22 protein-coding genes are annotated in these 23,932 nt (G+C 33.0%); 2 read left to right on the top strand and 20 right to left on the bottom strand.

The features are described from left to right. Positions 1–52: 52 nt before the first annotated feature. Positions 53–2,356 (bottom strand): M28 family peptidase, encoded by a 2,304-nt coding sequence (locus FG167_RS06525; protein WP_203460625.1) that lies wholly within the window; start codon positions 2,354–2,356, stop codon positions 53–55. A gap of 111 nt (positions 2,357–2,467) precedes the next feature. On the opposite strand from FG167_RS06525, the gene FG167_RS06530 reads away from it, so the two are divergent. After that, on the top strand, positions 2,468–2,932 hold the full coding sequence (locus FG167_RS06530; protein WP_055443944.1) for a CBS domain-containing protein: 465 nt from the start codon (positions 2,468–2,470) through the stop codon (positions 2,930–2,932). 4 nt (positions 2,933–2,936) lie between these two features. Here FG167_RS06530 and FG167_RS06535 read toward each other — a convergent pair whose 3' ends face one another. Genes FG167_RS06535 through FG167_RS06545 form a run of 3 tightly spaced genes read right to left on the bottom strand, consistent with a single transcriptional unit; the run spans position 2,937 to position 4,321 of the window. After that, entirely contained in the window at positions 2,937–3,287 is a 351-nt protein-coding gene (locus FG167_RS06535; protein WP_055444356.1) for a hypothetical protein, read from the bottom strand. A gap of 2 nt (positions 3,288–3,289) precedes the next feature. Next, a complete protein-coding gene (locus tag FG167_RS06540; RefSeq protein ID WP_203460626.1) occupies positions 3,290–3,820 on the bottom strand; it encodes a GNAT family N-acetyltransferase in 531 nt (176 codons plus the stop codon). Continuing rightward, on the bottom strand, positions 3,821–4,321 hold the full coding sequence (locus FG167_RS06545; protein ID WP_203460627.1) for a DUF6265 family protein: 501 nt from the start codon (positions 4,319–4,321) through the stop codon (positions 3,821–3,823). 169 nt (positions 4,322–4,490) lie between these two features. Here FG167_RS06545 and FG167_RS06550 point away from each other — a divergent pair, with 169 nt between their 5' ends. Next, positions 4,491–4,823 (top strand): single-stranded DNA-binding protein, encoded by a 333-nt coding sequence (locus FG167_RS06550; RefSeq protein WP_055443941.1) that lies wholly within the window; start codon positions 4,491–4,493, stop codon positions 4,821–4,823. A 63-nt stretch (positions 4,824–4,886) separates the two neighbouring features. On the opposite strand, the gene FG167_RS06555 is transcribed toward FG167_RS06550, so the two are convergent. The 16 genes from FG167_RS06555 to FG167_RS06630 all read right to left on the bottom strand — a co-directional run bounded on the left by FG167_RS06555 (position 4,887) and on the right by FG167_RS06630 (position 23,922). Further along, complete coding sequence (locus FG167_RS06555; RefSeq protein ID WP_239004456.1) at positions 4,887–5,726, bottom strand: DMT family transporter; 840 nt, start codon at positions 5,724–5,726, stop codon at positions 4,887–4,889. An 18-nt stretch (positions 5,727–5,744) separates the two neighbouring features. Next, positions 5,745–6,272: a LacI family DNA-binding transcriptional regulator gene (locus tag FG167_RS06560; protein ID WP_239004457.1), complete on the bottom strand. Its 528-nt coding sequence runs from the start codon at positions 6,270–6,272 to the stop codon at positions 5,745–5,747. Positions 6,273–6,278: 6 nt separating this feature from the next. After that, positions 6,279–6,947: a bifunctional 4-hydroxy-2-oxoglutarate aldolase/2-dehydro-3-deoxy-phosphogluconate aldolase gene (locus tag FG167_RS06565; protein ID WP_203460628.1), complete on the bottom strand. Its 669-nt coding sequence runs from the start codon at positions 6,945–6,947 to the stop codon at positions 6,279–6,281. A 10-nt stretch (positions 6,948–6,957) separates the two neighbouring features. Then, on the bottom strand, positions 6,958–7,980 hold the full coding sequence (locus tag FG167_RS06570; RefSeq protein ID WP_203460629.1) for a sugar kinase: 1,023 nt from the start codon (positions 7,978–7,980) through the stop codon (positions 6,958–6,960). Between the two features lie 86 nt (positions 7,981–8,066). Further along, on the bottom strand, positions 8,067–8,831 hold the full coding sequence (locus tag FG167_RS06575; RefSeq protein ID WP_203460630.1) for an SDR family NAD(P)-dependent oxidoreductase: 765 nt from the start codon (positions 8,829–8,831) through the stop codon (positions 8,067–8,069). Between the two features lie 49 nt (positions 8,832–8,880). Next, complete coding sequence (locus FG167_RS06580; protein WP_203460631.1) at positions 8,881–10,182, bottom strand: MFS transporter; 1,302 nt, start codon at positions 10,180–10,182, stop codon at positions 8,881–8,883. Between the two features lie 28 nt (positions 10,183–10,210). Beyond that, positions 10,211–10,912: a FadR/GntR family transcriptional regulator gene (locus FG167_RS06585; protein WP_203460632.1), complete on the bottom strand. Its 702-nt coding sequence runs from the start codon at positions 10,910–10,912 to the stop codon at positions 10,211–10,213. A 144-nt stretch (positions 10,913–11,056) separates the two neighbouring features. Beyond that, a complete protein-coding gene (locus tag FG167_RS06590) occupies positions 11,057–11,962 on the bottom strand; it encodes a polysaccharide lyase family 7 protein (protein WP_203460633.1) in 906 nt (301 codons plus the stop codon). A 27-nt stretch (positions 11,963–11,989) separates the two neighbouring features. Next, a complete protein-coding gene (locus FG167_RS06595) occupies positions 11,990–12,886 on the bottom strand; it encodes a PKD domain-containing protein (protein WP_203460634.1) in 897 nt (298 codons plus the stop codon). Positions 12,887–12,900: 14 nt separating this feature from the next. After that, entirely contained in the window at positions 12,901–14,343 is a 1,443-nt protein-coding gene (locus FG167_RS06600) for a RagB/SusD family nutrient uptake outer membrane protein (RefSeq protein WP_203460635.1), read from the bottom strand. An 11-nt stretch (positions 14,344–14,354) separates the two neighbouring features. Continuing rightward, complete coding sequence (locus tag FG167_RS06605; RefSeq protein WP_203460636.1) at positions 14,355–17,441, bottom strand: TonB-dependent receptor; 3,087 nt, start codon at positions 17,439–17,441, stop codon at positions 14,355–14,357. Positions 17,442–17,927: 486 nt separating this feature from the next. Next, positions 17,928–18,302, bottom strand: a complete 375-nt coding sequence (locus FG167_RS06610; RefSeq protein ID WP_203460637.1) for a cupin domain-containing protein — start codon at positions 18,300–18,302, stop codon at positions 17,928–17,930. A gap of 107 nt (positions 18,303–18,409) precedes the next feature. After that, positions 18,410–20,683, bottom strand: coding sequence for an alginate lyase family protein (locus tag FG167_RS06615; RefSeq protein ID WP_203460638.1), 2,274 nt, complete (start codon positions 20,681–20,683; stop codon positions 18,410–18,412). 37 nt (positions 20,684–20,720) lie between these two features. After that, the gene (locus tag FG167_RS06620; RefSeq protein WP_055443929.1) at positions 20,721–21,488 is read right to left on the bottom strand and encodes an SDR family NAD(P)-dependent oxidoreductase; all 768 of its coding nucleotides are present in this window, start codon (positions 21,486–21,488) and stop codon (positions 20,721–20,723) included. Positions 21,489–21,500: 12 nt separating this feature from the next. Further along, positions 21,501–22,604: a polysaccharide lyase family 7 protein gene (locus FG167_RS06625; RefSeq protein WP_203460639.1), complete on the bottom strand. Its 1,104-nt coding sequence runs from the start codon at positions 22,602–22,604 to the stop codon at positions 21,501–21,503. A 43-nt stretch (positions 22,605–22,647) separates the two neighbouring features. Continuing rightward, on the bottom strand, positions 22,648–23,922 hold the full coding sequence (locus FG167_RS06630) for an Nramp family divalent metal transporter (protein ID WP_203460640.1): 1,275 nt from the start codon (positions 23,920–23,922) through the stop codon (positions 22,648–22,650). Positions 23,923–23,932 lie beyond the last annotated feature (10 nt).

The following is a 23,932-nucleotide window of genomic DNA, read 5'->3' on the forward strand; positions in this document are numbered from 1 at the left end:
TTTTCTGAGGCTAAAACTAAAAAAAATATGCAGTTATACTCTTAAAACTATACTAATTGTTTAGTGTAATCTTTGTTTTAGTAACTACAGCATCGTTTAAAATAAATGGTTTCGGAATCATATTTTCTTCTCTTGGTGAAATAGTAAAAGCTTCGTTTTTTAATAAATCATAAGTAGCTTCATACACTTGTATGCTTGTTTTTTGCGAAACAGGAATGGTGAAAATCATGTCTAAAGGTTCGTTGTCTGCTACGTAATAACTAAACAAACGATTGTTTAATCTTTCCTTAAAAACGGTTCCAGTGGCTTCGTCTTTTTTAGCAGAAACGCCATTGATTATAAAAGAATTAAAAACATTAGTACTATCTGAAAATATTTCAAAACGTGCAGCATTTCTTCGCGAGGTTACACAAATAGCAACTTTACGTTCTCCATTAATAATCGTATCGTGTGATATTTCAATCTTAGGTATGGCAATATCTTTTACTGCGGCATTTTTTGTAAACGTAAAACTAGACTTATACTTACTACCAATGGTGTTTTTAGAAAGCGCTGTAGCACGATCGGGATTGTTGGTTAAAAAACTTTCGGTCCAAGTGTCTAATATATCATCATAGGTTGCCCAAAGCGCAGTATTTTCATTGGTGTCTAAAACATATAAAAGACTGTTTGGTTTTGGTGTGTCTTTGGTGAATTTAGATTGAAAATGTGCCGTTATAAGAAAACCAATTCCGAAGACTAAAAACAAATAAGACCAACGTTTTTTATGTTTTAAAAATCCGAAAACGGAAACTAATAACCCAAAAATCAATACTACAAATATGGCGGAAGCAAATAAGATTTTTAAACCCAAACCAACCGGAAACATTTTTACAAGAGGTGAGATGATAAACAACACTGGAATCGCTAATAAAGCTAATAGAATTAAACTCGGTTTTTGCTGTCTTATCATTAAAAATAAACTTAATAAACCAAAGTAAACCGGAATAATAAAAAAGCTAGCACCTTCTAGTTTTAAAGCAACAATAACACAAATAAGCAACCAGAAAACTATTGGTGCAATGAGTAGGTTCACGGTTTTTTTGGAGCCTTTAAATACATGATAACTATAAAAACAGATCGCTAATGTTAAACAGGTGAATGCTGCAATGTAAGTATGACCATTATAGGTAAAGCCATGAAGCATTTCTTGATACTGCGGATACAGAAATTTTAAAGTTTCCCACCCGAAAAAGGTAAATAAACCACCAACGACAAGACTTATAGAAAATGGAATAAATCCTTTTAATATGTCTTTTATGTTTAACGATTTCTTTTTAAATCCGTAAATAAGTAAAGCAATAAAACCAATAAGTGCTATAATTAACATGGGCCAAATCCATGAAAAAGGATAGATAATCGTTTTAAATAATGGAACATTAAAGTAAATATAATCCTCGGTACTTTTTACATTGTTGAGGTTGGCATTACTAAAATGATGGAGTAGTGGCATGAGGTAAGAACCTTGATGTTCTAAAGTATTTCTATCTAATCTTTCATAGGTGTCTAAAGCGGTATGGTAATCAAAATGGTCATCAATAAAAGCAAAATTAAAACCATCAATATCTTTATCTGCTCTAAAACGCGTTAAATCTGTATCATTAGGAAGCATTTTATAAATACTATATGCTAAAGAGTTTGCTACAGGGTATTCTGGGTTCGCCTTTACAAAGGCTTTCATAAGGTTCGCATTTCCTTGGTTGGTTTCAATAAGCATATAACTTGGTCCGCCAGAACCTCGAGCTTCAAAATTTAAAACCAAACCAACATCTTTAGACCAAGGATGCTTGTTTACAAAAATATCTGCACCATTTAATCCTAGTTCTTCACCATCAGAAATTAGAATAATAATGTCGTTTTTAGGTGTTTTATTTTCCGCTAAAAAAGCGCGAACACCTTCTAAAATAGTTACCACTCCAGAACCAGCATCACTAGCTCCAAAGGAGGAATGCGGATTGCTGTCATAATGCGAAAGAAGGAGTAAAGCTTTACTGTTGTCACTTCCTTTTATTCTTGCTAAAATGTTTTTAGGCTTCGATAGATTTCCCCATTGACTCATGGAATAATCCTCTTGTATTTGGGTTTCTAAACCAAGCTTTTCAAGCTCTTTTACAATATAATCTCTAACCTCTTGATGTGCTTGGTTACCAAGGAAATGAGGTTTTTTAGAAATTTCTTTCAGTTGAATTAATGCACGTTGGGTAGAAAAAGAAGTTTCAGGTGCATCTATTGTCGAAATGGTATTTGGCAGTAAAGCATCAAAACTACAATAGATAGCTAGGCAAATAATAAGGATTGCAATAATTTTTTTAAACATGGTTTAGGATGTATTATTTACCTATAAAAATAGGAAATAATAATTAGCATTTTTTGGTTTAGGATAAATCGTTTATAATCAGTATATTTAAGTGAATCAAACGCTATTATTATGGGTATTAAAAGTTTTCAAGGAGCAAGGAAGCAGCAGAACGCTGTAGACCAAACGCAATTAAGAGTAAGTGATTATATGACCAAGAATTTAATCACTTTTAGACCAGAGCAATCTGTGGATGAAGTTATAGAAGCTCTTATTACCAATAAAATTTCTGGAGGACCAGTTGTAAATGCAAACAATGAATTGGTTGGCATTATAAGTGAAGGAGATTGTTTAAAGCAAATTAGCGAAAGTAGATATTATAATATGCCAATGGCACAAGACAATGTAGAGAAACGCATGGTTAAAAATGTGGATACTATGGATGGTAATATGAATATTTTTGATGCTGCCAATATGTTTTTAGAATCTAAACATAGACGTTTCCCAATATTAGAAAATGGTAAATTAGTAGGGCAAATTAGCCAAAAGGATATTCTTAAAGCTGCTTTGCAATTAAAAGGACATACCTGGAAGTAACGTATTAGCTCTCTCGCTTTACCAGAGCGTAATAATCGCCTTCTAAAGGCAAATAGCCTTGGTCATACACAAAGTAGTACACCGTTCCTGCTTTTGTGGTGTAAATGCTTGTGAAGTAATTAAAGTCGAAGCCTTTTTCGATAAGTTTTGCTCTAGAACTTTTTGTTTTTTTATCCGGGTTCAGTGCTTCGAGAATTCTATAGTTTTTTCGCAATCTATTATTGGTGTTGCGTATTAAATTTTTACTGTCTTTATTTACACTATTGTTGTATGCATTTCTGCAGGCATCACTGCAAAATTTCTTGTCTATTCTACCAACAATTTTATCACCACATTCCGGACATTTTTTTTGCATAGTTATTTGTTTTCTAGTTTATACCAACGTAAGTTCATTTGCTCTTGTTCAAAATAAAAATCTTCCACATAATGTAATCCTATTTTTATTAATGCATTATGTGAAGCTTCATTTCCAATTTCTGTGGTAGCATAAATTTCAGGAAGTTTTAAAACATTAAAAGCATAATCTACCGATGCTTTTCCAGATTCTGTTGCATATCCTTTTCCCCAAAAACGTTTTATAAGTCGGTAACCAACATCATAATATTCGGTAAAACCATTCATGTTGTATTCTGTGTTTAAACGCAAACCAGACCAGCCAACAAAATCTCCTGTGCTTTTTTCTATAACAGCAAATCTACCAATACCTCTTTCTTTGTATTGCGTTAATACACTTTCTAGTATTTTTTTAGATTCATTTATAGATTTTACGGGTTTATTACCTAAATATTTATGCACATCTGGATCTGAATCTAAAGCAAACATTCCTTCAAGGTCTGTTAACCTAAGCTCTCTTAAAAGAAGTCTTTCTGTTTCGATATGGAATTTCATTTAATCTCTTTTATAAGTGAATTTTATTTCTTCGGCTTTACCGTTATCTTCTACAACGACGTATATATTAATCTCATTTTCGTTTATTTTTTCGAAAGTGAACTGGTCAAAATAAATACGATTTTCTTCTATTTTAACGAGTTTAGCGTCTATAGTTTCGTCTTTTTCTTCCCAGCCTTTAAAATCATTTCCAAAATGTTTTAGCTGAAAAATTAAGGTGTCGTCTACTTGTCGGATGCCACCAAGTTCATAAAAAACAACTTTATTATCAGCAACAAGTTTAAAGGAAAACATCATGGAATCTCCAAGAGGTGGACTCCAAATTTCTTCGGTAATTCCGCCAAAAGCTTCCCCTTTCCAGGAACCTGAAATCCAAGAAGCCTCTTGCAAAGTAGCGCTAGGTGATGTGCTTCCATCTATAAATTTTAAGGTATTTTCTTGTGCCGAACAATTTATTGCAATAAAAAATAGAATTGCGAAAACGGATGCGAAGTGTTTCATAAGTATTGATTTACAAGCTAATATAGTGAATTTATTTCCGTTTACAAACGACTACAAACATTTACAAACGATTTTAAATGTGTAACAACCGACTAATATTTGCATGTTGTTTCATCTTTGCAGTGTTGAATGGAACTAATGAAATTCAATATAATAAAAACCTTATCTTATGAATACGTTAAGAAACAAAGTACAGTTAATTGGAAACTTAGGAAACGATCCAGAAATCATTAATTTAGAAACGGGTAAAATGTTAGCCAAGTTTTCTATAGCAACCAATGAAAGCTATAAAAACGCAAAAGGCGAAAAAATAACAGATACGCAATGGCACAATATTGTAGCTTGGGGTAAAACTGCCGAGATTGTAGAGAAGTATGTTACCAAAGGAAAAGAAATTGCAATAGAAGGGAAGCTTACCACCAGAAGTTGGGAAGATAAAGAAGGTGTAAAGCGTTACACCACAGAAGTGGTTTGTAATGAATTGTTGATGCTAGGAAAATAGTATTTAATTACGGATTGAAAAAAAGGCTCGCAAGTAATTGTGGGTCTTTTTTATTATATCTATTTATCTTTTAGATTGTTTTACCATGACATTTAAAACCAATCCTATAATAATTAAAAGAATAGCAAATAAACTTAGTAAGCTATAGCTTTCTTGTAACCATATAGCACCAATGATCATGGTAAAAATGACTTCAATGTACTTTAACGGTGCTATTTGATTGATTTCACTGCTTTGTAATGCTTTGGTCATATATACTTGTCCGAAGTAACCAAAAACACCAAGACTTAGTAGTAATAACCATTCTATACCTATTGGGTTTTTCCAGTTATTTATTGCTAGTAGACCTCCAATAAGAGCAGATATAATCATAAAATAATTAACGATAACTATTGGGTGATCCTTTGTTCCTATTTTTCGAATTATAATAGGGACTAGACCTGTAAATATAGCCGAAATTACAGCAAGCGTTAGGCCAATATTGTTAATTTGATTATCAAATCCTTTTAAAAGAACAACCCCTAAAAAAGCGATACCAAAACAGAACCATTGTATAGGTTTTATTTTTTCTTTAAGTAAAAGAAGAGCAAATAGAGCAGCAAAAATTGGTGATATATATCGAATAGAAACTGCAGATCCCATGGACATATGTTTTATTGCCATGAAAAATAAGGTCATACCAGCAAAACCAACAAGTCCTCTTGCAACAAGAAGAGCTTTTTTATTACCAAGAAAGGAAATTTTGTTTTTTATAAGGTAAGGAATGGTGAAAATTAAGGAGCCAATAGATCTAAAAAAAACGATTTGATAGACATTAAAATCGCCTAATTTTTTAACAAAAACGTTTAATAGTGCAAAGGCTAAAGCACTAATAGACATATAAATTATAGCTTTTTTGTGCATGAACTAAATGATATTGCGCTAACTAATTAATCGTTTAAGAGATGCTTTAAAACTGACAATTACCTCTTCTTTAAGTTTTTTTCTATTTGTTGTATTAGAAATTTCAATATACTCAATTGGTAATTGGTTATTAACAAAAATGGAAGAATTATCTTGTTTGAAATTGGAGACCATAATGGCAGCATCTACACTACCATCATTTATATTTTTTAAGCATTGTTCTTCTTTTTTTTGAGAAGAGAAAGATTGAAACACGAGCAGTCTATACCCATGTTTAAAAGAAAATTTTTGTATTTCTGAAATGATACAACCATAAAAAGAATCTGCTATTTCCGGAACAATTATCGCTAGTGTTTTCGTTTGCTGCTTCCTTAAAGATAAAGCAGTAAAGTTTGGCACATAATTGTGTTTTTGGGCAATCGTTTTTATTAAGGTTCTCGTTTTAGTGCTTATGTCTGCTTTATCATTTAAAGCCTTCGAAACTGTAGAAACAGAGAATCCGGTTAAAATAGAAATACTTTTAAGTGTTATTGTAGATTGATACATTAACAGTTAGTTTTTTAGCTTTTGAATGATATCAATTGCTGTTTTTGTAATTGTTTTAATCTTTTCAAGATCATAATTACCATCTTTTGTTTTGGCAATAAGTTTAGAACCTATTCCTACGCAAGTAACACCAGCATTAAACCAAGATTCTAAGCTTTCTTGAGTTGGTTCTACACCACCAGTTGGCATAATGCTTGTCCAAGGTTGTGGTCCTTTTATTGCTTTAACATAACTAGGATCATATGCATTTCCAGGAAATAATTTTACTATTTCACAACCAAGTTCTTCTGCTTTAACTATTTCTGTTAATGTTGCGCAACCAGGAGACCATAATACTTTTCTTCTGTTACATACCATAGCAATGTCTTCTCTTAAAACAGGTGTTACAATAAAGTTTGCACCTAACTGCATATATAGGGAAGCAGCAGCTGCATCTGTAACCGAGCCAACCCCCATTATCATTCCAGGTAATTCTGCTATTACGTATTTGTTAAGTGCAGCAAAAACTTCAAAAGCGAAATCACCTCGGCTTGTGAATTCTAAAAGGCGAGCTCCACCATCATAACATGCTTTTATTATTTTTTTGCTTACTTCTATATCTTCATTATAAAACAAAGGAACTAAGCCTGTGTTTTGCATTACTGTTGCAACTTCAATTCTTGAGTATTGTGCCATTTTATTTTTTTTATCTGGAAACCTTTCCTGAGGCATCACCATTTAATAATTTTTCAATTTCATCTAGTGTAATTAAATTACAATCGCCAGAAATGGTATGTTTTAAGCAACAAGCTGCTACTGCTATATTTAATGCTTTTTGTTTATTGGTTGCATTGTTTACTAATCCGTAAATTAATCCACCCATAAATGCATCTCCACTACCAACTCTATCTACAACAGGAGTTACTTCCTTAACATCGGCATTGTAAATGGTTTTACCATCGTATAATATACCTCCAATTCGTTGATGTGATGCACTAACAGAATACCTTAGCGTTGTTGCCGCAGTATGTAAATTAGGACATGATTTAAATATTTGATCGTATAGATAAGGCAGCGACTTTTCGTCTTGATAGTTCGGATTTGCTTTGTCTTTTCCTAACATGAAAAATGCCGTATCAATATCTCCTAAAATAATATTACTATACTTTAAAAGCTCTGGCATTACTTCGTTTGGTTCTTTTCCGTATTGCCATAATTTAGATCTATAGTTTAAATCGGAAGAAATAGTAATCCCTAATTTATGTGCTACTTTAATTGCTTCTAAACATTCGTCTGCAGCAGATTGAGAAATAGCAGGAGTAATACCACTCCAATGAAACCAAGTAGCATCTTTTAAAACCGATTCCCAATCTATGGAACCTTTTTCAATAGTTGCCATAGAACTGTTTGCTCTATCATAAACTACATTACTACCACGAGTTCCAGCACCAGTTTCTAAGTAATAGATACCAAGTCTGTCTCCGCCATAAATAACATTTTTAGACTCTACATTAAATTTACGCATCTCTATTAATGCGCAATTTCCCATTTCATTTTTTGGTAATCTGGTAACAAATTCGGCAGGAATACCATAATTTGCTAGGGATACTGCTACATTAAATTCTCCACCACCATAAGATGCAGCAAACTTTTTTGCTTGCGAAAATCTTAAATGACGCTCTGTGGAGAGTCTTAACATAATTTCACCAAATGTGACAATCTTACTCATTTCTTGAATTTAATTATTTTACTTTAATTGAAAAGCCAAATAGTTTTATTTCATAATAATGCTATTTGGCTTTTAAATCTACAATTCTAGATTCCTAATGCTTGTCCACCACCAATTTGGATAGTTTCTGCAGTTATGAAAGACGCATCTTTACTAGCTAAGAAAGAAATTACTCCAGCTACATCTTCTGGCTGACCTAATCTTCCTAACATAATGTTGTTAGCCCAAGAAGCAAAAACTTCTGGTTTTGTTGCTTTAATTTGTGAGTGAAATGGTGTATCAATAGTACCTGGAGACACTGCATTCACTCGTATACCATATTCTGCTAAATCTTTTGCTAATGCTCTAGTTATTGCATTAACTCCTGCTTTAGATGTACCATAGATTCCTGCTCCAGGTCCACCTGCAGTCCATGCTGCGTTAGAGGTATAGTTAATTATAGAAGGATGTTCTCCTTTTTTAAGAAATGGTATCGCTGCTCTTGAAGCAAAAAATACAGAATCTAAGTTTAATGCCATTACAAATCTGTAAAAATCTGTTGTCATTTCTTCGAATCTAGATCTTCCACCTAAACCACCTGCGTTATTTACAAGTACATCAATTCTACCATATTTTTCACCAATTTTAGTGATGTTAGCAGTTACTTGCTCTTCATTAGTAACATCAAAACCGTAATATTCTGCAGTAATTCCTTCGTCTGTAAGAGCTTTAAGCTTTTCAGCTCCAGCTTTATCATCTATACCATTTAATATAACGGTATATCCATCTTTACCTAATCTTTCTGCAACTGCAAATCCAATACCTCCTGTTGCTCCTGTTACTATTGCTACTTTACCTGTATTTTTACTCATTTTTATAATTTTTATAATTCTTTAATATTTTATTTTTTATTTACTCTAATTATACTTTAGGTTTTAAAGGCTCTATTTTTGGACATAATACCCAAACAGCTAAAAGTGCTATTATAGCTAAAGCACCACCTATTATAAAAGCAGGTGTATAGTTTCCGCCTGTCGTTATGAATGTAACTAAGATAGTAAGTCCAGCTGCACCAAGTTTTGCTGCCATACCGGCAAAACCAGATAATGTACCGACTATTTTTCCGCTAAAAAGATCACTTGGCAAAGTTTGTATGTTACCGATTGCTACTTGAAATCCGAAAAGTAAAACTGCCATAATAATTACTGCGTTCATAGCAGATGCTGGTGCTTTTAATAGGAAGAAACATGGAATCATAATTAAACAACCTAAAGTGATTGTCATTTTTCGTGTTTTATCCACAGACCATCCTGCTGTAATTCTATTTTTAGCAAGTAAACCACCAAAGATAGCTCCAACCATTGCTCCAACATAAGGTACCCACGCCGAGAAGGCAATTTGTTTAACATCCATTCCAAAAACTTCGGAAAGATAGATTGGTATCCAAACTATAAAAAGCCACCAAATAGGATCAATTGCTGCGGAAGCTATTATTACTCCCCAACTCTCTTTATGTTTTAGTAATTGACCAGTGTCTGGCGTATAACCTTCATCATAATTACCATCTTCATCAATATCTTGATTTCTTTGTCCGGATAGAATATATTTTTTTTCATCATCAGTCAACCAAGGGTGTGATTTTGGGGCTCCCTTTACTACGTATAACCAAGGTAGTAACCATAAAAACCCAAGAGCAGCAACCACTATAAATATTGCTTTCCAATCGAAATAAACAGACAATAACCCAATCACTGGATACGCTACAATACCTCCTATAGCTGCTCCAGAATTAAAGATTCCTTGAGCAAGTGCTCGCTCTTTAGTTGGAAACCACTCTGCATTAGCTTTAGCGGCACCAGGCCAGTTTCCTGCTTCTGCAATTCCTAATATAGACCTGAAAATGGAAAAACTTAGCATTCCTTGAGCAAATGCATGCATTAGTGTCGCGATAGACCATACACCAATCGAAATTGCGAAACCAATTCGGGTTCCTATCCAATCGAAAATTTTACCGAAAAGTGCTTGACCTCCAGCATACGAAAGTATGAATACTGTTGAAATGGTACCGTATATTGCTTTATGTCCATCCTTATCCATTTCTGGGAATAAATCATTAGCAATGTCTGGCCATAGCGCTCCAAAAGCTTGTCTATCTATGTAATTTATAACTGCAGCCAAAGCCACAAGCCCTACTACCCACCATCTTAGTCCTTTTACTTTCATGCTTGTTTCGTCTAGTTAGTTAATATTTTTAATCCTTATAGCAATATTGATATAATTCACTAAAGTGATCTTTCATTTTTTGTTTTGCTAATTGCGGGTCTTTCATTTCAATCGCATCGTAAATAGCTTGGTGTTCTTCAATACCTTTTTGTGCTAAATTTTTATCACAAACATGATATTTCTCAAAGTTGGTAATAATTTGAGGTGTAATAATTAACATAAAAGTATTCATAGAGCTATTACCACTTGCTTTAGCTATAGCTAGATGAAATAGTAAATCTTCTTGAACAGCATCTTTGCCATTTAAAACCTTTTTGGAATATGCATCTATTGTTGCTTTCAGTTTTTTTAAATCTTCATCTGTTCTTCTTAAAGCTGCTAATCGTACTGTTTTTAATTCTAATAATATTCGGGTTTCTACTAAGGATTTAAAATCTGGATCTTCCAGTCTTAAGATATCTTTAATCATCCCATTCATTGCAATTACACCTATGTTTGCTATAAATGTTCCGCTTTGCGGAATAGATTTTAATAAACCATATAATTCTAATTTTTGAATAGCTTCTCTAACATTACTTCTAGACACTTCAAATTTTTCGGCTAGTACGCGCTCTGCAGGTAATTTATCTCCAGGTTCCAGATTTTTTAAGTTTATTAAATCTCGGATGTTAGCAATGATATGTTTTTGAACATCAAATTTTTCCGTTTTGCCTAGTATTTCTACTTTCATAAATTAGTGTTTAATTACTATTCTTAATGGGTTAAATTTACTAAAAAACTGATAGAAGTTTTTTTAAAAAGTAAGTTAAACTTTAAGGCCTAATACAAGGCCTTTAAGCCTAACTAAATCACAATAAGACTAATCAAAATATTTTTAATGTGTGACTTCTAATTTGTAATATCTAACTTTTGCAAAAGCACCTTGGTCTCTACTTTGAAAATAGTTTCCTGCTTTAAAATAGTTTTCAAATATTCCCCATTTTTTCATGTGTATATTTTCATATACTTTGTATTCGTTTTTGTTTAAAATGATAACCATTTTTCCATCCGATACTTCTACTTCTAGAGTGAATTTTTTAAATCCTACTTCTTGTTCAAAATTAAAACCATCATCATCTCCCCAAGCATCTTCATGTAGCATTTCTTCTTCGGTAGCGTTTAAATTTTTAAGTACTTTCGTTTTTACTCTAACTTTACCTTTATCCCAATATATTTTTAACATTGGAGGTGCATTATTATCCTTTTGACCAATTAAATCTCTTTGCTTGTCAGTAAGTCTTCCATGTATTTGCATGATAATTACTCTATGGTATTTACCTTCATTATCTTTGGTTACCTCATCTATTGCCAATGTACCTTTCATATAGCCACCTTGTTTAAAGGTCCAGTTAACATCATTATTTCCAGGAATCATTTGTTCTCTGAGCTCTGATCTTGAAAATTTGGTATTAGCTGTTGTTGCTTTACTAGGATAAGCATAAAATACTAATGCTCCTTTTGTAGAGTCATTGTACATATAAGGTTTTATTTCTTCGTTTGTTGCATAATTAACAACAACGTCTTTTCCTTTAAAACTTTTTGCTTTTTCATTTTCTCCTTCCGGAATTGTTAAAGACCAATGGGTTAAATCTATTTCTGGAAGTTTGTATTTTTTCTTTTTTTTCTTCTTCTTTTTTTTAGATTCCACTTTGGTTTCTGTAACTGCCTTATTAGATTGGCAGTTAGCATTTAAGACTGAAGCAAATACAAATAATGCTATGAGTTTAAGTTTTATACGCATTTGATTCAGTCTTTAAATTTTGTTTTATTATTCAGCATCTATATATAAAGCATCGATATAAGCTTCATCTAATTCATTATAAAAATAAATTGCTAATGAAGTATTTGCTCCTGAATTAAAGGATAGTGTTCCAGATAATAATTCAGATGTTCCTGCAACATCTTCAGAATAAGTTACAGATGCAATAGTATTAGCAGTAACCTCAGTTGGGTCATTAGTTGGAATCATCATTAAAACATTAAGAAGTCCATTTTCTGCATCTACATCATTTTTCATTCTATATTTAAATGTTAAAACGTAATCTGTATTTGGAGTAAAGGTTGAAACTTCTTGATAGCCAATTCTATCTGCTGAATCTGGTAACTTTCCTCCGTAATTTCCTACGTAATATCCATTAGATGAGGTTATTTGAATAGTACCACCTAAATTTGAATTTTTCCATGGTGTTCTACTGTCGATATTTGTTGGTGCATCCCCACTATCTCCATTATCAAATCCTCCTTCAAGAATTACAGGAATATCTACATCTGGTAATTGAGGTTCAACAATCACAATATCTATAGTATATGTGTCTGAAACTCCTAATGCATCTGAAGCGGTTAAAGTAACGGTGTATGTTCCTTCACCTGGATAGCTGTTTTCAGCATCAATATTATCATCTGCTTCTGTATATATGTGCATGTTTCCATCACCAAAATCCCAAGAGTAATTAGTTGCACTTGTAGAAGCATTGGCAAAAGTGTAAACATTCCAAGAGTCTCCAAACCCTTGAATTGCTGTGAAATCAGCATTTGGGGGTGTGGCATCTTCAATAGAATTTGCTCCAATAGGCTCAAATTGTTCGAAATCATCACAGCTATTAAACAGGCTTATAGTTGTGATTGCTAGTATAGCCAAAAAACTATTTTTTAATTGTTTTTTCATTGTTATATTTTTTATTAGTAACCTGGGTTTTGTGATAACAAACCGTTACTTAAGTTAATTTCTCTTTGTGGTATAGGTAATAAAAGATCGGATGCACTATAGCTTCCAGCGGTAACAGCAGAAAATGCTGATAATACAGTCTGTGCTTCGTTAAAACGAATTAAATCGAATAATCTATGGTTTTCGAAGGCTAATTCTACACGTCTTTCATCTAGTAATTCTTGTTTGGTAATATCATTATCATCATCGCCTAGTAAACCTGCTCTTAACCTTACAAGCTCGAAAGAATCTAATGCAGCTTGTACAGAAGTACTATTGTTTCCAGCCATAATAGCTTCCACATGCATTAAAAGTACATCTGCATAACGTAAAATAATCCAGTCATTTCCAGCTTTTGTTCTATCTGTCGCTGTTTCAGGTATACCTAATGTAGTATCTTCTTCTGGTAAATATTTTACAACTTGAAATTGTGTTGGTTGTTCAGAATCTTGACGGTAAGAATATGGTGTTCTATTTCCTCCTAAATTGTCTAATGCATCTCTTACATCTGCTGTAGTATAGTTTACACCACTGGTTCTACCAACAGCATTTAACCATTCTGCAGAGAAGTTTTGACTATCTTCTCCATCACTTTGGTAACCAATAGCAAATATAATTTCATTGTTTAACTCTGAGAAAAACACATCTTTAAAGTTAGGTTCTAACATAAAACCGCTTCCCATAACTGCTTCACATAAAAGTTGTGCTTGTAAATAATTTGTGTTAAGAGTTAAATACATTTTAGCTAGTAAAGCTTGTGCTGCAGCTTTTGATCCTCTTGTTTTATAAGCATTGTCTAAACCATCAATTGCAGCTAATAAATCACTTTCAATTAATTCGTAAACAGTAGCTTTTGCTACTCTTGTAAATGCTAATGTTTTGTAATCTGGATCTGTAATCTCAATAATTTTGTCTATCAAAGGAATGTCTCCGTATAAACGTACTAGATTAAAATATGCATAAGCACGAACAAATTTTGCTTCTCCTTCAATTTTTGCACGGTTTGCATCTGTTGCAATATCTAAATGTGCTAAAACGGTATTTGCTCTAAATATTACATTGTAATAACTTCTGTAATAATCATCGACAATTCCATTTGTTGCTTGTATAGTAAAGTTCTCAAATTGAGCAGCTTCACCCTCACTACTTTTGGTTCGAGTATTATCACTACGCATTTCTGTAATATAAAACTCTACTTGCAAAGCGTGATTATCATTTGAGCTTGTTGAGTTTACACCTTGTATCCCATCGTACATGTTAACAAGTGCGGATTCTAAATCTGCTTCGGATTCAAAATAAGTTTCATTATAAAGAACGGAAGTAGGGGTCGGGCTTAAAAAATCATCGCCACAAGAAAATAATGTTAGCGCAACAATTATTAAATTAAGCTTTGTAATGTGTTTTGTTATGTTTTTCATTTTCATTTTTATTAAAATTGAACATTTAAGCCTAGAGAGATTGTTTGGTTTATTGGAGAACCACCTCTTTGGTACCCATACGTTGTAGCTAATTGCGTACCTGATGTATGATAAACAGATTCTGGGTTGAAACCAGTATAATTATCTGCAGTAAAATACAGTAGATTTTGACCAGAAGCATACAGTCTAAGTTTTTCAATCTTTAATTTAGATGTTAAGCTTTTTGGTAATGTGTATCCAATATTTACAGTTCTTAAGGCTACATAAGATGCATCTTGTATGATAGAGTTTGTAAATATTTTTTCTTTAATAAATTCTTGATTAGGTGTTGCTGCAGTGTAATCTTGAGCAGAATTAAAATGATTAAAGATGTATTGGTCTGCCATATTACGAACTTCTGCACCATGACTACCTTGAAACATGAATGATAAATCAAAGTTATACACTTTAAAATCATTGGTTATACTCCAAACTAAATCTGGATATGGATCTCCTAAAATAGTTTTATCATCATCATCAATTTTACCATCACCATTTAAATCTTTTACATATACATCTTGAGCACTTGCTCCAATTGGATGGTATGGATTAGATATATATTCTAAAGGAATTTCTTCATCTACAACCCAACCGTAAAAAGAAGAAATAGGGTTACCTTCTAAATTAATCCATTCTGCTGCACGTTTAGAATCAACACTTTGAATTTGCCCGTTTGAATCAGCAAAATCCATTAATTCGTTTGTGTTTTTAGAAGCTATTAAAGTAGTGTTCCAAGAAAAATTCTCTCTTGAATAGTTACGTGAACGTAACTCTAATTCATGACCACTATTTCTAACTTCTCCTCTATTTACTAAAGCATCAGTAAATCCAGTTGTAGAAGGGATAGGGTTGTATAATAATAACTGGTCACTTGTTCTTTCATAATAGTCATAAGAACCAGAAATTACGTTGTTAAAGAAACCAAAGTCAATACCTGGGTTAAATTCTTTTAAACGTTCCCATTTTAAATCTTCGTTAGCAATATTCAATTGGTTATAACCATTTGTAACGTTACCATTAATAACTCCAGTAGATGTTTCAAATAAAGAATATGATGGGTAGTTATCTATTTGGTTGTTACTTGTGTCTAGAACATCATTCCCTGTGAAACCGTAACTAGCACGTAATTTTAATTTACTAACAAAATTACTCTCTTCTAAAAAGCTTTCATTACTAAGTATCCAACCAGCAGAAAAAGCAGGGAAGTTTCCGTATTTGTTATTTTCACTAAACCTAGAACTACCATCTCGTCTAATACTTGCTGAAAGAAGATACTTATTATCGAATGCGTAATTTGCTCTAGCAAAAACCGACATTAATGTGTTTTCATATTCTTCAGACTCAAATGCTATTACCGTTGTAGCGGCAGAAATAGTTTGTAATTTATCCGATGTATATCCATTTCCAGATACTGCATCATTATCATATTGCCATTGCTCTGCAGCAAAACCAGCGATAGCAGAAACATCATGCTTTCCAAAGTTTTTATCATAAGAAAAGTAGTTGTCTGTAGACATATGTGTTTTTCTTTCATTAAATAAATCCAATTGTGCAGCAGAAGCTCCATTTCTATTAGATAAAACACCTTGCCATCTACGGCTTTTTGTACTTTGATAATCACCACCAATAGTTGCTTTAAAGCTTAATGCATCTGTAATATCATATTTACCATAGATACTTCCAAAAAGTTTAAACTTATCGTCTGTACGGTCACGTTCTAATATTTTAGCAGCTGGATTTGTATTAGATGTGTTACTAATATCTGTACCACCACTTGATACTGGAAATCCACCATCTAAATCGTAATCATCAAACATACGTTGTTGTGCATAATCACCAATTTGCACATCTGCATATTTCCCACCATCTCTTAAGCGGTTTACATATTGAATGTTATCGGCAGTAACATATACTGGTAACCAAGATGGTTGACGTAAGATGTCATGTGTAGATCCATCAAAACGACGTCTGTTAGTTATAGATGGAGATAAGTTTACACCAAAAGATAATTTATCTGTTAATTGTGTGTTTACTTTTAATTTAACAGCATATTTTTTGTAATCATCTGTTAATAATACACCTTCATCATGTACATAATTTATAGCTGTACTAAAGTTAGTTCTCTTGCTTCCACCTCTAGCAGCGAAAGAGTGACTAGTAATAACACCACCATCAAAAATTACATCTTGCCAGTTTGTATTATCTCCTAATAGTTGCTTGTATTTAGTTTTATCTGAAAGCATTCCAGTAGCAGCAAATTCTTTTTCAGCAGTTTCTTTTACCGTGAATGTGTATGCATCACTATGTTTAGCTTCTTTAAATCCTGTGAAAGTATTATAACTAAATTTAGTCTCTCCTTCTTTACCATCTTTTGTAGTAATCATGATGATACCGTTAGCACCACGAGATCCATAAATGGAAGAAGATGCAGCATCTTTTAATACTTCAAAAGATTTTACATCATTCATATCTAGAGATCCTAAATAATCACTGTCTACCACTAGACCATCTACAACAATTAAAGGTGTAGAGTTACCTGTAATAGAACCAGCACCACGAATGGTAATTGTTGGTGCAGAACCCGCTTCACCTTCTGTTGCTTGAATGTTTACACCAGATACTTGACCTACTAAAGCATCATCTACACGAGATACTGCTATTTGATCTAAATCTTCGTTTACTACTTTAGATATAGATCCAGTTAAGTGACTTTTCTTTTGTGTACCATAACCAATTACTACAACCTCATCTAAATTATTAGCGTCTGCCGCTAAAGACATATCGATTGTATTTTGATTTTCAATAATTACTGTTTGAGAGATGTAACCAATATAAGAAAACTGAATAACATCGCCTTTTTTTACTTGTAGTTGGTAATTACCATCAAAATCAGTACTTGTTCCTGTACTAGTGCCTACAATAATTACATTTACACTCGGTAAAGGCATATTGTCATTAGCATCTACCACTAGCCCTTTTACTGTTAGTTTTTCTTGGGCAAAGGCAGAAATGCACATAAAGAGTATTGCAAATAATGCCGATTTAGCTTTTAAATTCATAATTAATTTTTAAATTTTAGTTAATTAATTTGTTTTACTAAAAACACAATTATTAGGCAAGTATCAATATGTTTGTTACTTTTGTAATATTATGTTTTGTTACATAATTACTTCCCGACGAAGAAGTATTTTATAAAAAGGATAGGTTTTTTACTTGTCCTTTTTTTTTGGTTTTAATCCAGTAAAATAATTGGTTTACCAGATTGGTTTACCAAATATATATAAAATTTTGTTAAATACAACGTTTTCGTGAATTTTATATATCAAAATAGAAGATGTTTGGGTTAAAATAGCAAACATCCTCTATTTCTATATGTATTTTACTACGATTTCATAAAGTCCTCAAGAATAGGACTAAAGGTATTTGTTGAGATTCCTTCTTTACTGCAAGTTGTTCCTTGTAATTTGTGAGGTATAATGTATTCAGAATCTCTGTAATCCAATAAAATTGTTTTAAGCTTTCGAGATGGCTAACAATTTTTTGACTTAAGCCTTATCTGAAAAATAAGATACTGCATCGCCACTTAAGAAATCTTCTCTCACTGGACTAAAAGTATCAATTAACTCTCCTTCTTCTAAGCAAACAGCGCTATGCAATAAGTTAGGTTCAATATACACACCATCTCCTGCTTCTACAATTTGCTTCTCTCCATCAATTTCAAATTCAAATTTCCCAGAAACACAATAGGTAGCTTGTGTGTGAAAATGTTGATGTGGAGCACCTAATGCACCTGCATCAAACTTCACTCTTACCATCATGATTTGGTTATCGTAACCTAAAAATTTTCTAGATACTCCGCCACCTAGTACTTCCCATTCCATGTCTTTTGTGATGACATACTTTTCGCTAAATCTTTTCATATGTTTATTTTTATTGTTTTTAAAAGGTCATATGTTGCTTCCATATAATCGTTCTCTTGCGTATTAAGTTACCGATATGGAAGGTTCATAATTTTAATTGTTTTGTTTTATTTGAAATAATAAGAACCTGACCACTCGTAATTCTTATCGTTAATTTTTACTTTATGTTTCACTTCTTTTGAAGCATTTGTGTTTGCTGTTATAAACAGTTTGGTGTTCCCTTTTATATTGGTGATTTGTATTGCGGTATACGCTTCTGTATCTAAAACCACTTTTAATGCTGCGATGCTACTGTTGGAGTTTACTGCAGATTCTGTCACCGGACTGTAACTTCCATGGGATTCAATTGCCGATACAAAAATAGTGTTTTTAGCATTTTTTCGTCTTAGCATGAAAGCTGCTTCTCGTCTTAAATTAAATTCAGGATCGTTTGCTCCAATTCTTGTAAATAGTAACTCATCGGTAGTATTGGTTACAGACGTTAAGGTGTAAAACTTCCCTTTGTTTAACCAGGATAGTTTGCTATTGTCACTAGACGCTTTTGCTGTTCCTTCTACAAATAGATGTTGATATCCATTTTTTGTTCCTAAAGGATTTAATGTCTTAGGTGTTTTGTAGTCAAAATTTGTTTGAATTACTTGTCCTAAAAAGTAATACGGAAAATCATATTGATTTGCTTTATCTGAAGTCACCTTCATGATATCTAACATATATGGCTTTTCAAAATCTTCATCTTTTATAATTGCCATGGTACGAAGCATCTCTGTTCCAGGATATGCATTACTTTCCTTGGCACTTGCTACTTGTACGTTTTCATTTTCTGAAGAAAAATAGTTTAGTACCGAATGATGTTTACTTCCTATTTCATACTTCGCATTAAAATGAGAAGTTTCATTTTGTGTTACCGTATTATGTGCAATGGTTTGTTTTGCCCAAGTCTTGTTTTCCTTTAGGTAATTTCCACCGCCTTTTTGTTCGATATTTACAAAACGCGCTAAACCGTAATCTTGAAGAATTTCTTCGCCTTTTTCGTATAAAGAATACGACAACTTATCATAATGACCATGACTAGAGCCTTGCGCAGCATACTTAAAGACCAATTCGATATCTTCATTTCTTAAAATAGCAACTCCGCCTTGTGTTCCATTTGGTCCATCAGATAAATTAATTGATTTTTTATCGAATGGTTTTGCTTTCCCGTTTTTGATACCAAGTGCTACTGCCAAACCAGAATCGTCTAATAATACTTTGTTTTGCTCTGTTGCGATACTTAATAATCCTGGATCTTGTGTTCCGAAATGATAAGAAATATCTACAGCAGTAACCAAAGCATCGTTATAATAGGACATTCCTTTTTGACCATCGTTAAGTGGGAAAAAATCACCATCTGCATCCGATAGATTCAATAAAGCATGTATCGATTTTAGTAATACTCCATCTTTATATTCAAAAATCTTCAATTCTGGTTTCATGTTATGTAAGCCTTCCGCAAAAATTAAAAAAGGATACATCGCATAACGTTGGTAATATGGTCCTTCGTTATAATAACCATCTGGAGAAAAAGGTTCTTCAATATTCGCTAGAAAGCCAGCTTTTCCATCTTTATTTAAAAAACCACCATCGTCATCTTTTTCATTCGTATTTAGTTTTAAATCTTTAATTCCGTATAAAGCACGATCAATTAATTCTTGGTCGTTCATTACTAAACCAATCATGCCAACAGCTGCATTTCCCCAAGTACTATGGTTGTGTACTCTTTGGTAAAATTGCGGACTGTCTATAGAAATGTGATCTGCAAATGGTTTAAATAAATTGGTTTCTAATTTGTTGCGTTCTTCTTCAGATAAATAATTATAAATACAATCGTAAGCCTGACTTACATATACCAACCAATTAGCATCATTTAGACATTGCCAGAATAATTTACCTCTTGCATACGATCTTGTTTTTGGATGCAATGGTAATGTTTTGTACATCGCTTCGTATTCCATCAACATGTCTTTTACGTATTTAGCATATTTTTCGTCGTCTAAAATTTGATACAAAACACCTGCTTTTTGCAAAACAATCATGTTGCGTTTATGGCGTACATGTGTGTAACCACCAGAATAATCTACTGGTATTGGTGTTTCTATTCCTAATGCAATTTCTGCATCTATTTCCTCTTGAACTGCTTTTAGCGTATTGTCAAAAATTGGAATATTACCCAGTTGCGCTCTAATGTCTGTAACGCCTTGTGCAGTTAAAATTAGATTTGGATGTGCTTCTGCACTAGGTATTGTTGTTTCCGCATTGGATACAGACGTGTTCTCTTTCTTGCATGAAAACGACAAGCATAAAACAAAGGCTAAAACAAAGTAAAAAGAGAATTGATTTTTCATATTAAAAAAGATCTATTGTGTTGTTAATATAATAAAACTACATATTATATACACCACCATTAATATCAAGTGTAGCTCCTGTAATAAAGCCATCGTATTCTGAGGCTAAATATAAAACCGCTCGAGCTACATCGGCAGCATTACCTGCTCGTTGTATTGGTATCCCTGCAGTTGTTGCAGCTGCAGATTCTTTTGTGGTATGTGTATTGTGAAAGGATGTTCCAAGAATAAGACCTGGAGAAACCGCGTTCACTCGAGTACCTTGTGCACCTAATTCTGTAGACAACGCACGTGTGAATGTTAAGATGGCACCTTTACTCGTGGAGTACACTAAAGATCCTGGATGACCACCTTTACGTCCTGCAAGGGATGCTAAATTAACAATGCTACTATTATCCTGCTTTGCTAAATACGGAGCTGCTGCTCGTGTAACAAACATCATCGAAGTAAGGTTAATGTCCATTACTTTATGCCAGAATTCCGTTTCCATTTCGTTTAGCATTTTTCGTGCAACCAAAGAACCTGCGTTATTGATAAGGATGTCTAAACCTCCAAATGCTTCTACTGTCTTTTCTACCATGGCATTTGCATCGGCTTCTTTTGTTAAGTCACCAGATATAGCAACTGCTTTTACACCTTTACTATGGGCGTACGCTACTAATTCATTCGCAGTATCTGCACTAGAAAAATAGTGGATAGCAACATTAGAACCACTATCTATAAAATGTCTAGTGATAGATTCTCCAATTCCTTGAGCACCTGCTGTGATTAGTATGTTTTTTCCTGTTAATTTATTATTTGTCATCGTAATTATAATTTATTTTACTTTGTCATTTTTATTGAAATAGCCATCGTTAGATACCGCATTTTCACTTACCGAAATACTTCCTGTTTTAAACCATACTTCCGCATAGTTTCCGTCTGCATATTGTTTTGCAATATCGCCACCATGTGTTTCTGCACCAGAACACCAGTTTTTATTTACCTCTGGAGATTTTCCGTTGGTTTGGTTATACGCACCTAATTTGAAAAAACAACCTTCACCAGCGTAAGCATCTTTTCGCTCCACACCATCTTGACCAATTGGTATAAATAATTTTTGTGTTTGTTCTGGGATATCTGCTTTTGTTGTGTATTCAGATACTAATAAGTTTTTTGTAAACGTTTTTGTTTCATGTCCTTCACTTGTGAAATTTAAGGTCATGATACCGTCTTTAACTAGTACTTCATAGCTGAATGTTTCGCCAAGAGCAATACCATCTTTAGGCTCTTCAGGATACGTATCTGCGGTTTCACCAACTACAGAAAAATCATCACCCCAAACAGCGGAAGAATAATCCCATCTTCCAGAATTATCATCGCCTTCCGTATTTATTTCATAATGCCAAAAAACAGAACCTTTGGTGTGTCCTGGGAATTTTTTGTAAAATATTTTAAGCGGTTCGTTTTCATGTTTATCTGCACTATGAATTTGACCAACAACTACAGCATGGGAAGCAGCTACTCTTGCATCTCCAGTTGCAGATACATTCATCACTTTAAGTGTTGCGGTTAATTTGTCATTTGCCGTTTCTGGATACCATTTTTTGGTTTGTGCCAATTCGGTTCTTGTATTATTTGAAGTTCCGTGGGTGCTTCCTGCATTTGGTGCTTTGAAAACTACCCAATCCCCATCACTGTCGTTTGCAGTGTAAAAGAAGTCTTTGTCTTCAAAATTATTTGCAATTCCAACATTAACTCCATTTCCTAAAACTAATTTCCAATCATCGAAAAACGGAATAACATCACTTGCATATACTGTTTTTTCAATCTCTTTTTCTTCGGTTTTTACCTCTCCTTTTTTATCTGTATTCTTACAGCTATTCAGGGTGAAAATTGCACATAAAATACAAAGTGCTATTGTGGTGGTTTTTTTATTCATTTTTATATTTTTTAGTTTCATTTTTTATGGTCTTAAATACGGATTAGAAATATTCTGTTAAGGCTATAATTCCGTTATACGAAATAATTAAAGAAAATAGTAAAGCTGCAGATAAGCCAACATTAACAAAAATACCAGTCTTATATCCTTTCATGATTTTTGTGTTATTTACTATCATTATAATCCCAAGGATTACTAGTGGTAAAACAAACACATTAAACACTTGCGAAAGTATTTGAATCTCAATAGGATTTGCTCCAAATGCAGGGCCAATTAGTGCTACTAAACAAGCAACTGCTGTAATTATTCTAAACTGACGTGAGTTGGTATCTAATTCTCCCGACTGATAATCTGCAACTAATAAAGGTGCGATTAATAAACATGGGAAAATAGAGGATAAACCAGCACTTAATGCTCCGAAAAAGAAAATAGTAACGGCCCATTTACCAGCAACAGGCTCTAAAGTATTTGCCATATCTAATACATGTGTTACTTCTTTGCCTTGATAAAACAAAGCACCTGCAGCAACAGCCATGATAACACCACTAATTACAAAAATTAAAATGGCAGCTGTAATCGCGTCCTTTTTTTGTTGATCTAAGTTTTTAATAGTCCATCCTTTTCCTTTTACAAAAAGAGGTCTAGATAAAAATGTAGCCGAAGCCATAGTGGTACCAACAAAAGCAGCAACCAACATTTTACCACCAACCACATCTGGAATTGTTGGTATTAATCCTTTTACAACATCTATTGGAAGTGGTTGTACAAAGCATAAAGAAAGTACAAACGATATTCCCATTAAGGTTACAAAAATGACAAGTATTTTTTCGAAGAAAGTGTACTTACCAACTAACATTAAAAGATAAAACGTAACGATAATTACAATGGCTGTTATTAAAACCGTTTCATATTTATAGGCAGCTAAACCTTCAAAGTTCACAGATAAGATTTCAAAAATAATATTAGAAGAAATTCCTAAAATTCCCATTAAGGAATTCCATTGCCCAAACGTAATACCAACTATAATTAATATGGCTAATATTTTTCCGTATTTAAAGTGTTTTTTAAATCCGTACAGCGCAGTTTCGCCAGTTAATAAGGCGTAATTACCATAAGCAAACATTAAAATACCAGAAAACAAACAACTTAATAAAAGTACCCAGAGTAGTTGCATGTTAAATTTACTTCCTGCAACAATCATAGAGGTGACACTTCCTGTTCCAATAGTATAACCAATTGCGAAAATACCAGGACCAAATCCCAATATTAATGCGATAATTTTTTTAAGAAAGGATTTTTTAGGTTGTGTTACTTCCATAGTATGTGTT

Source organism: Lacinutrix sp. WUR7 (genome assembly GCF_016864015.1).
Taxonomy (GTDB): Bacteria; Bacteroidota; Bacteroidia; order Flavobacteriales; family Flavobacteriaceae; genus Oceanihabitans.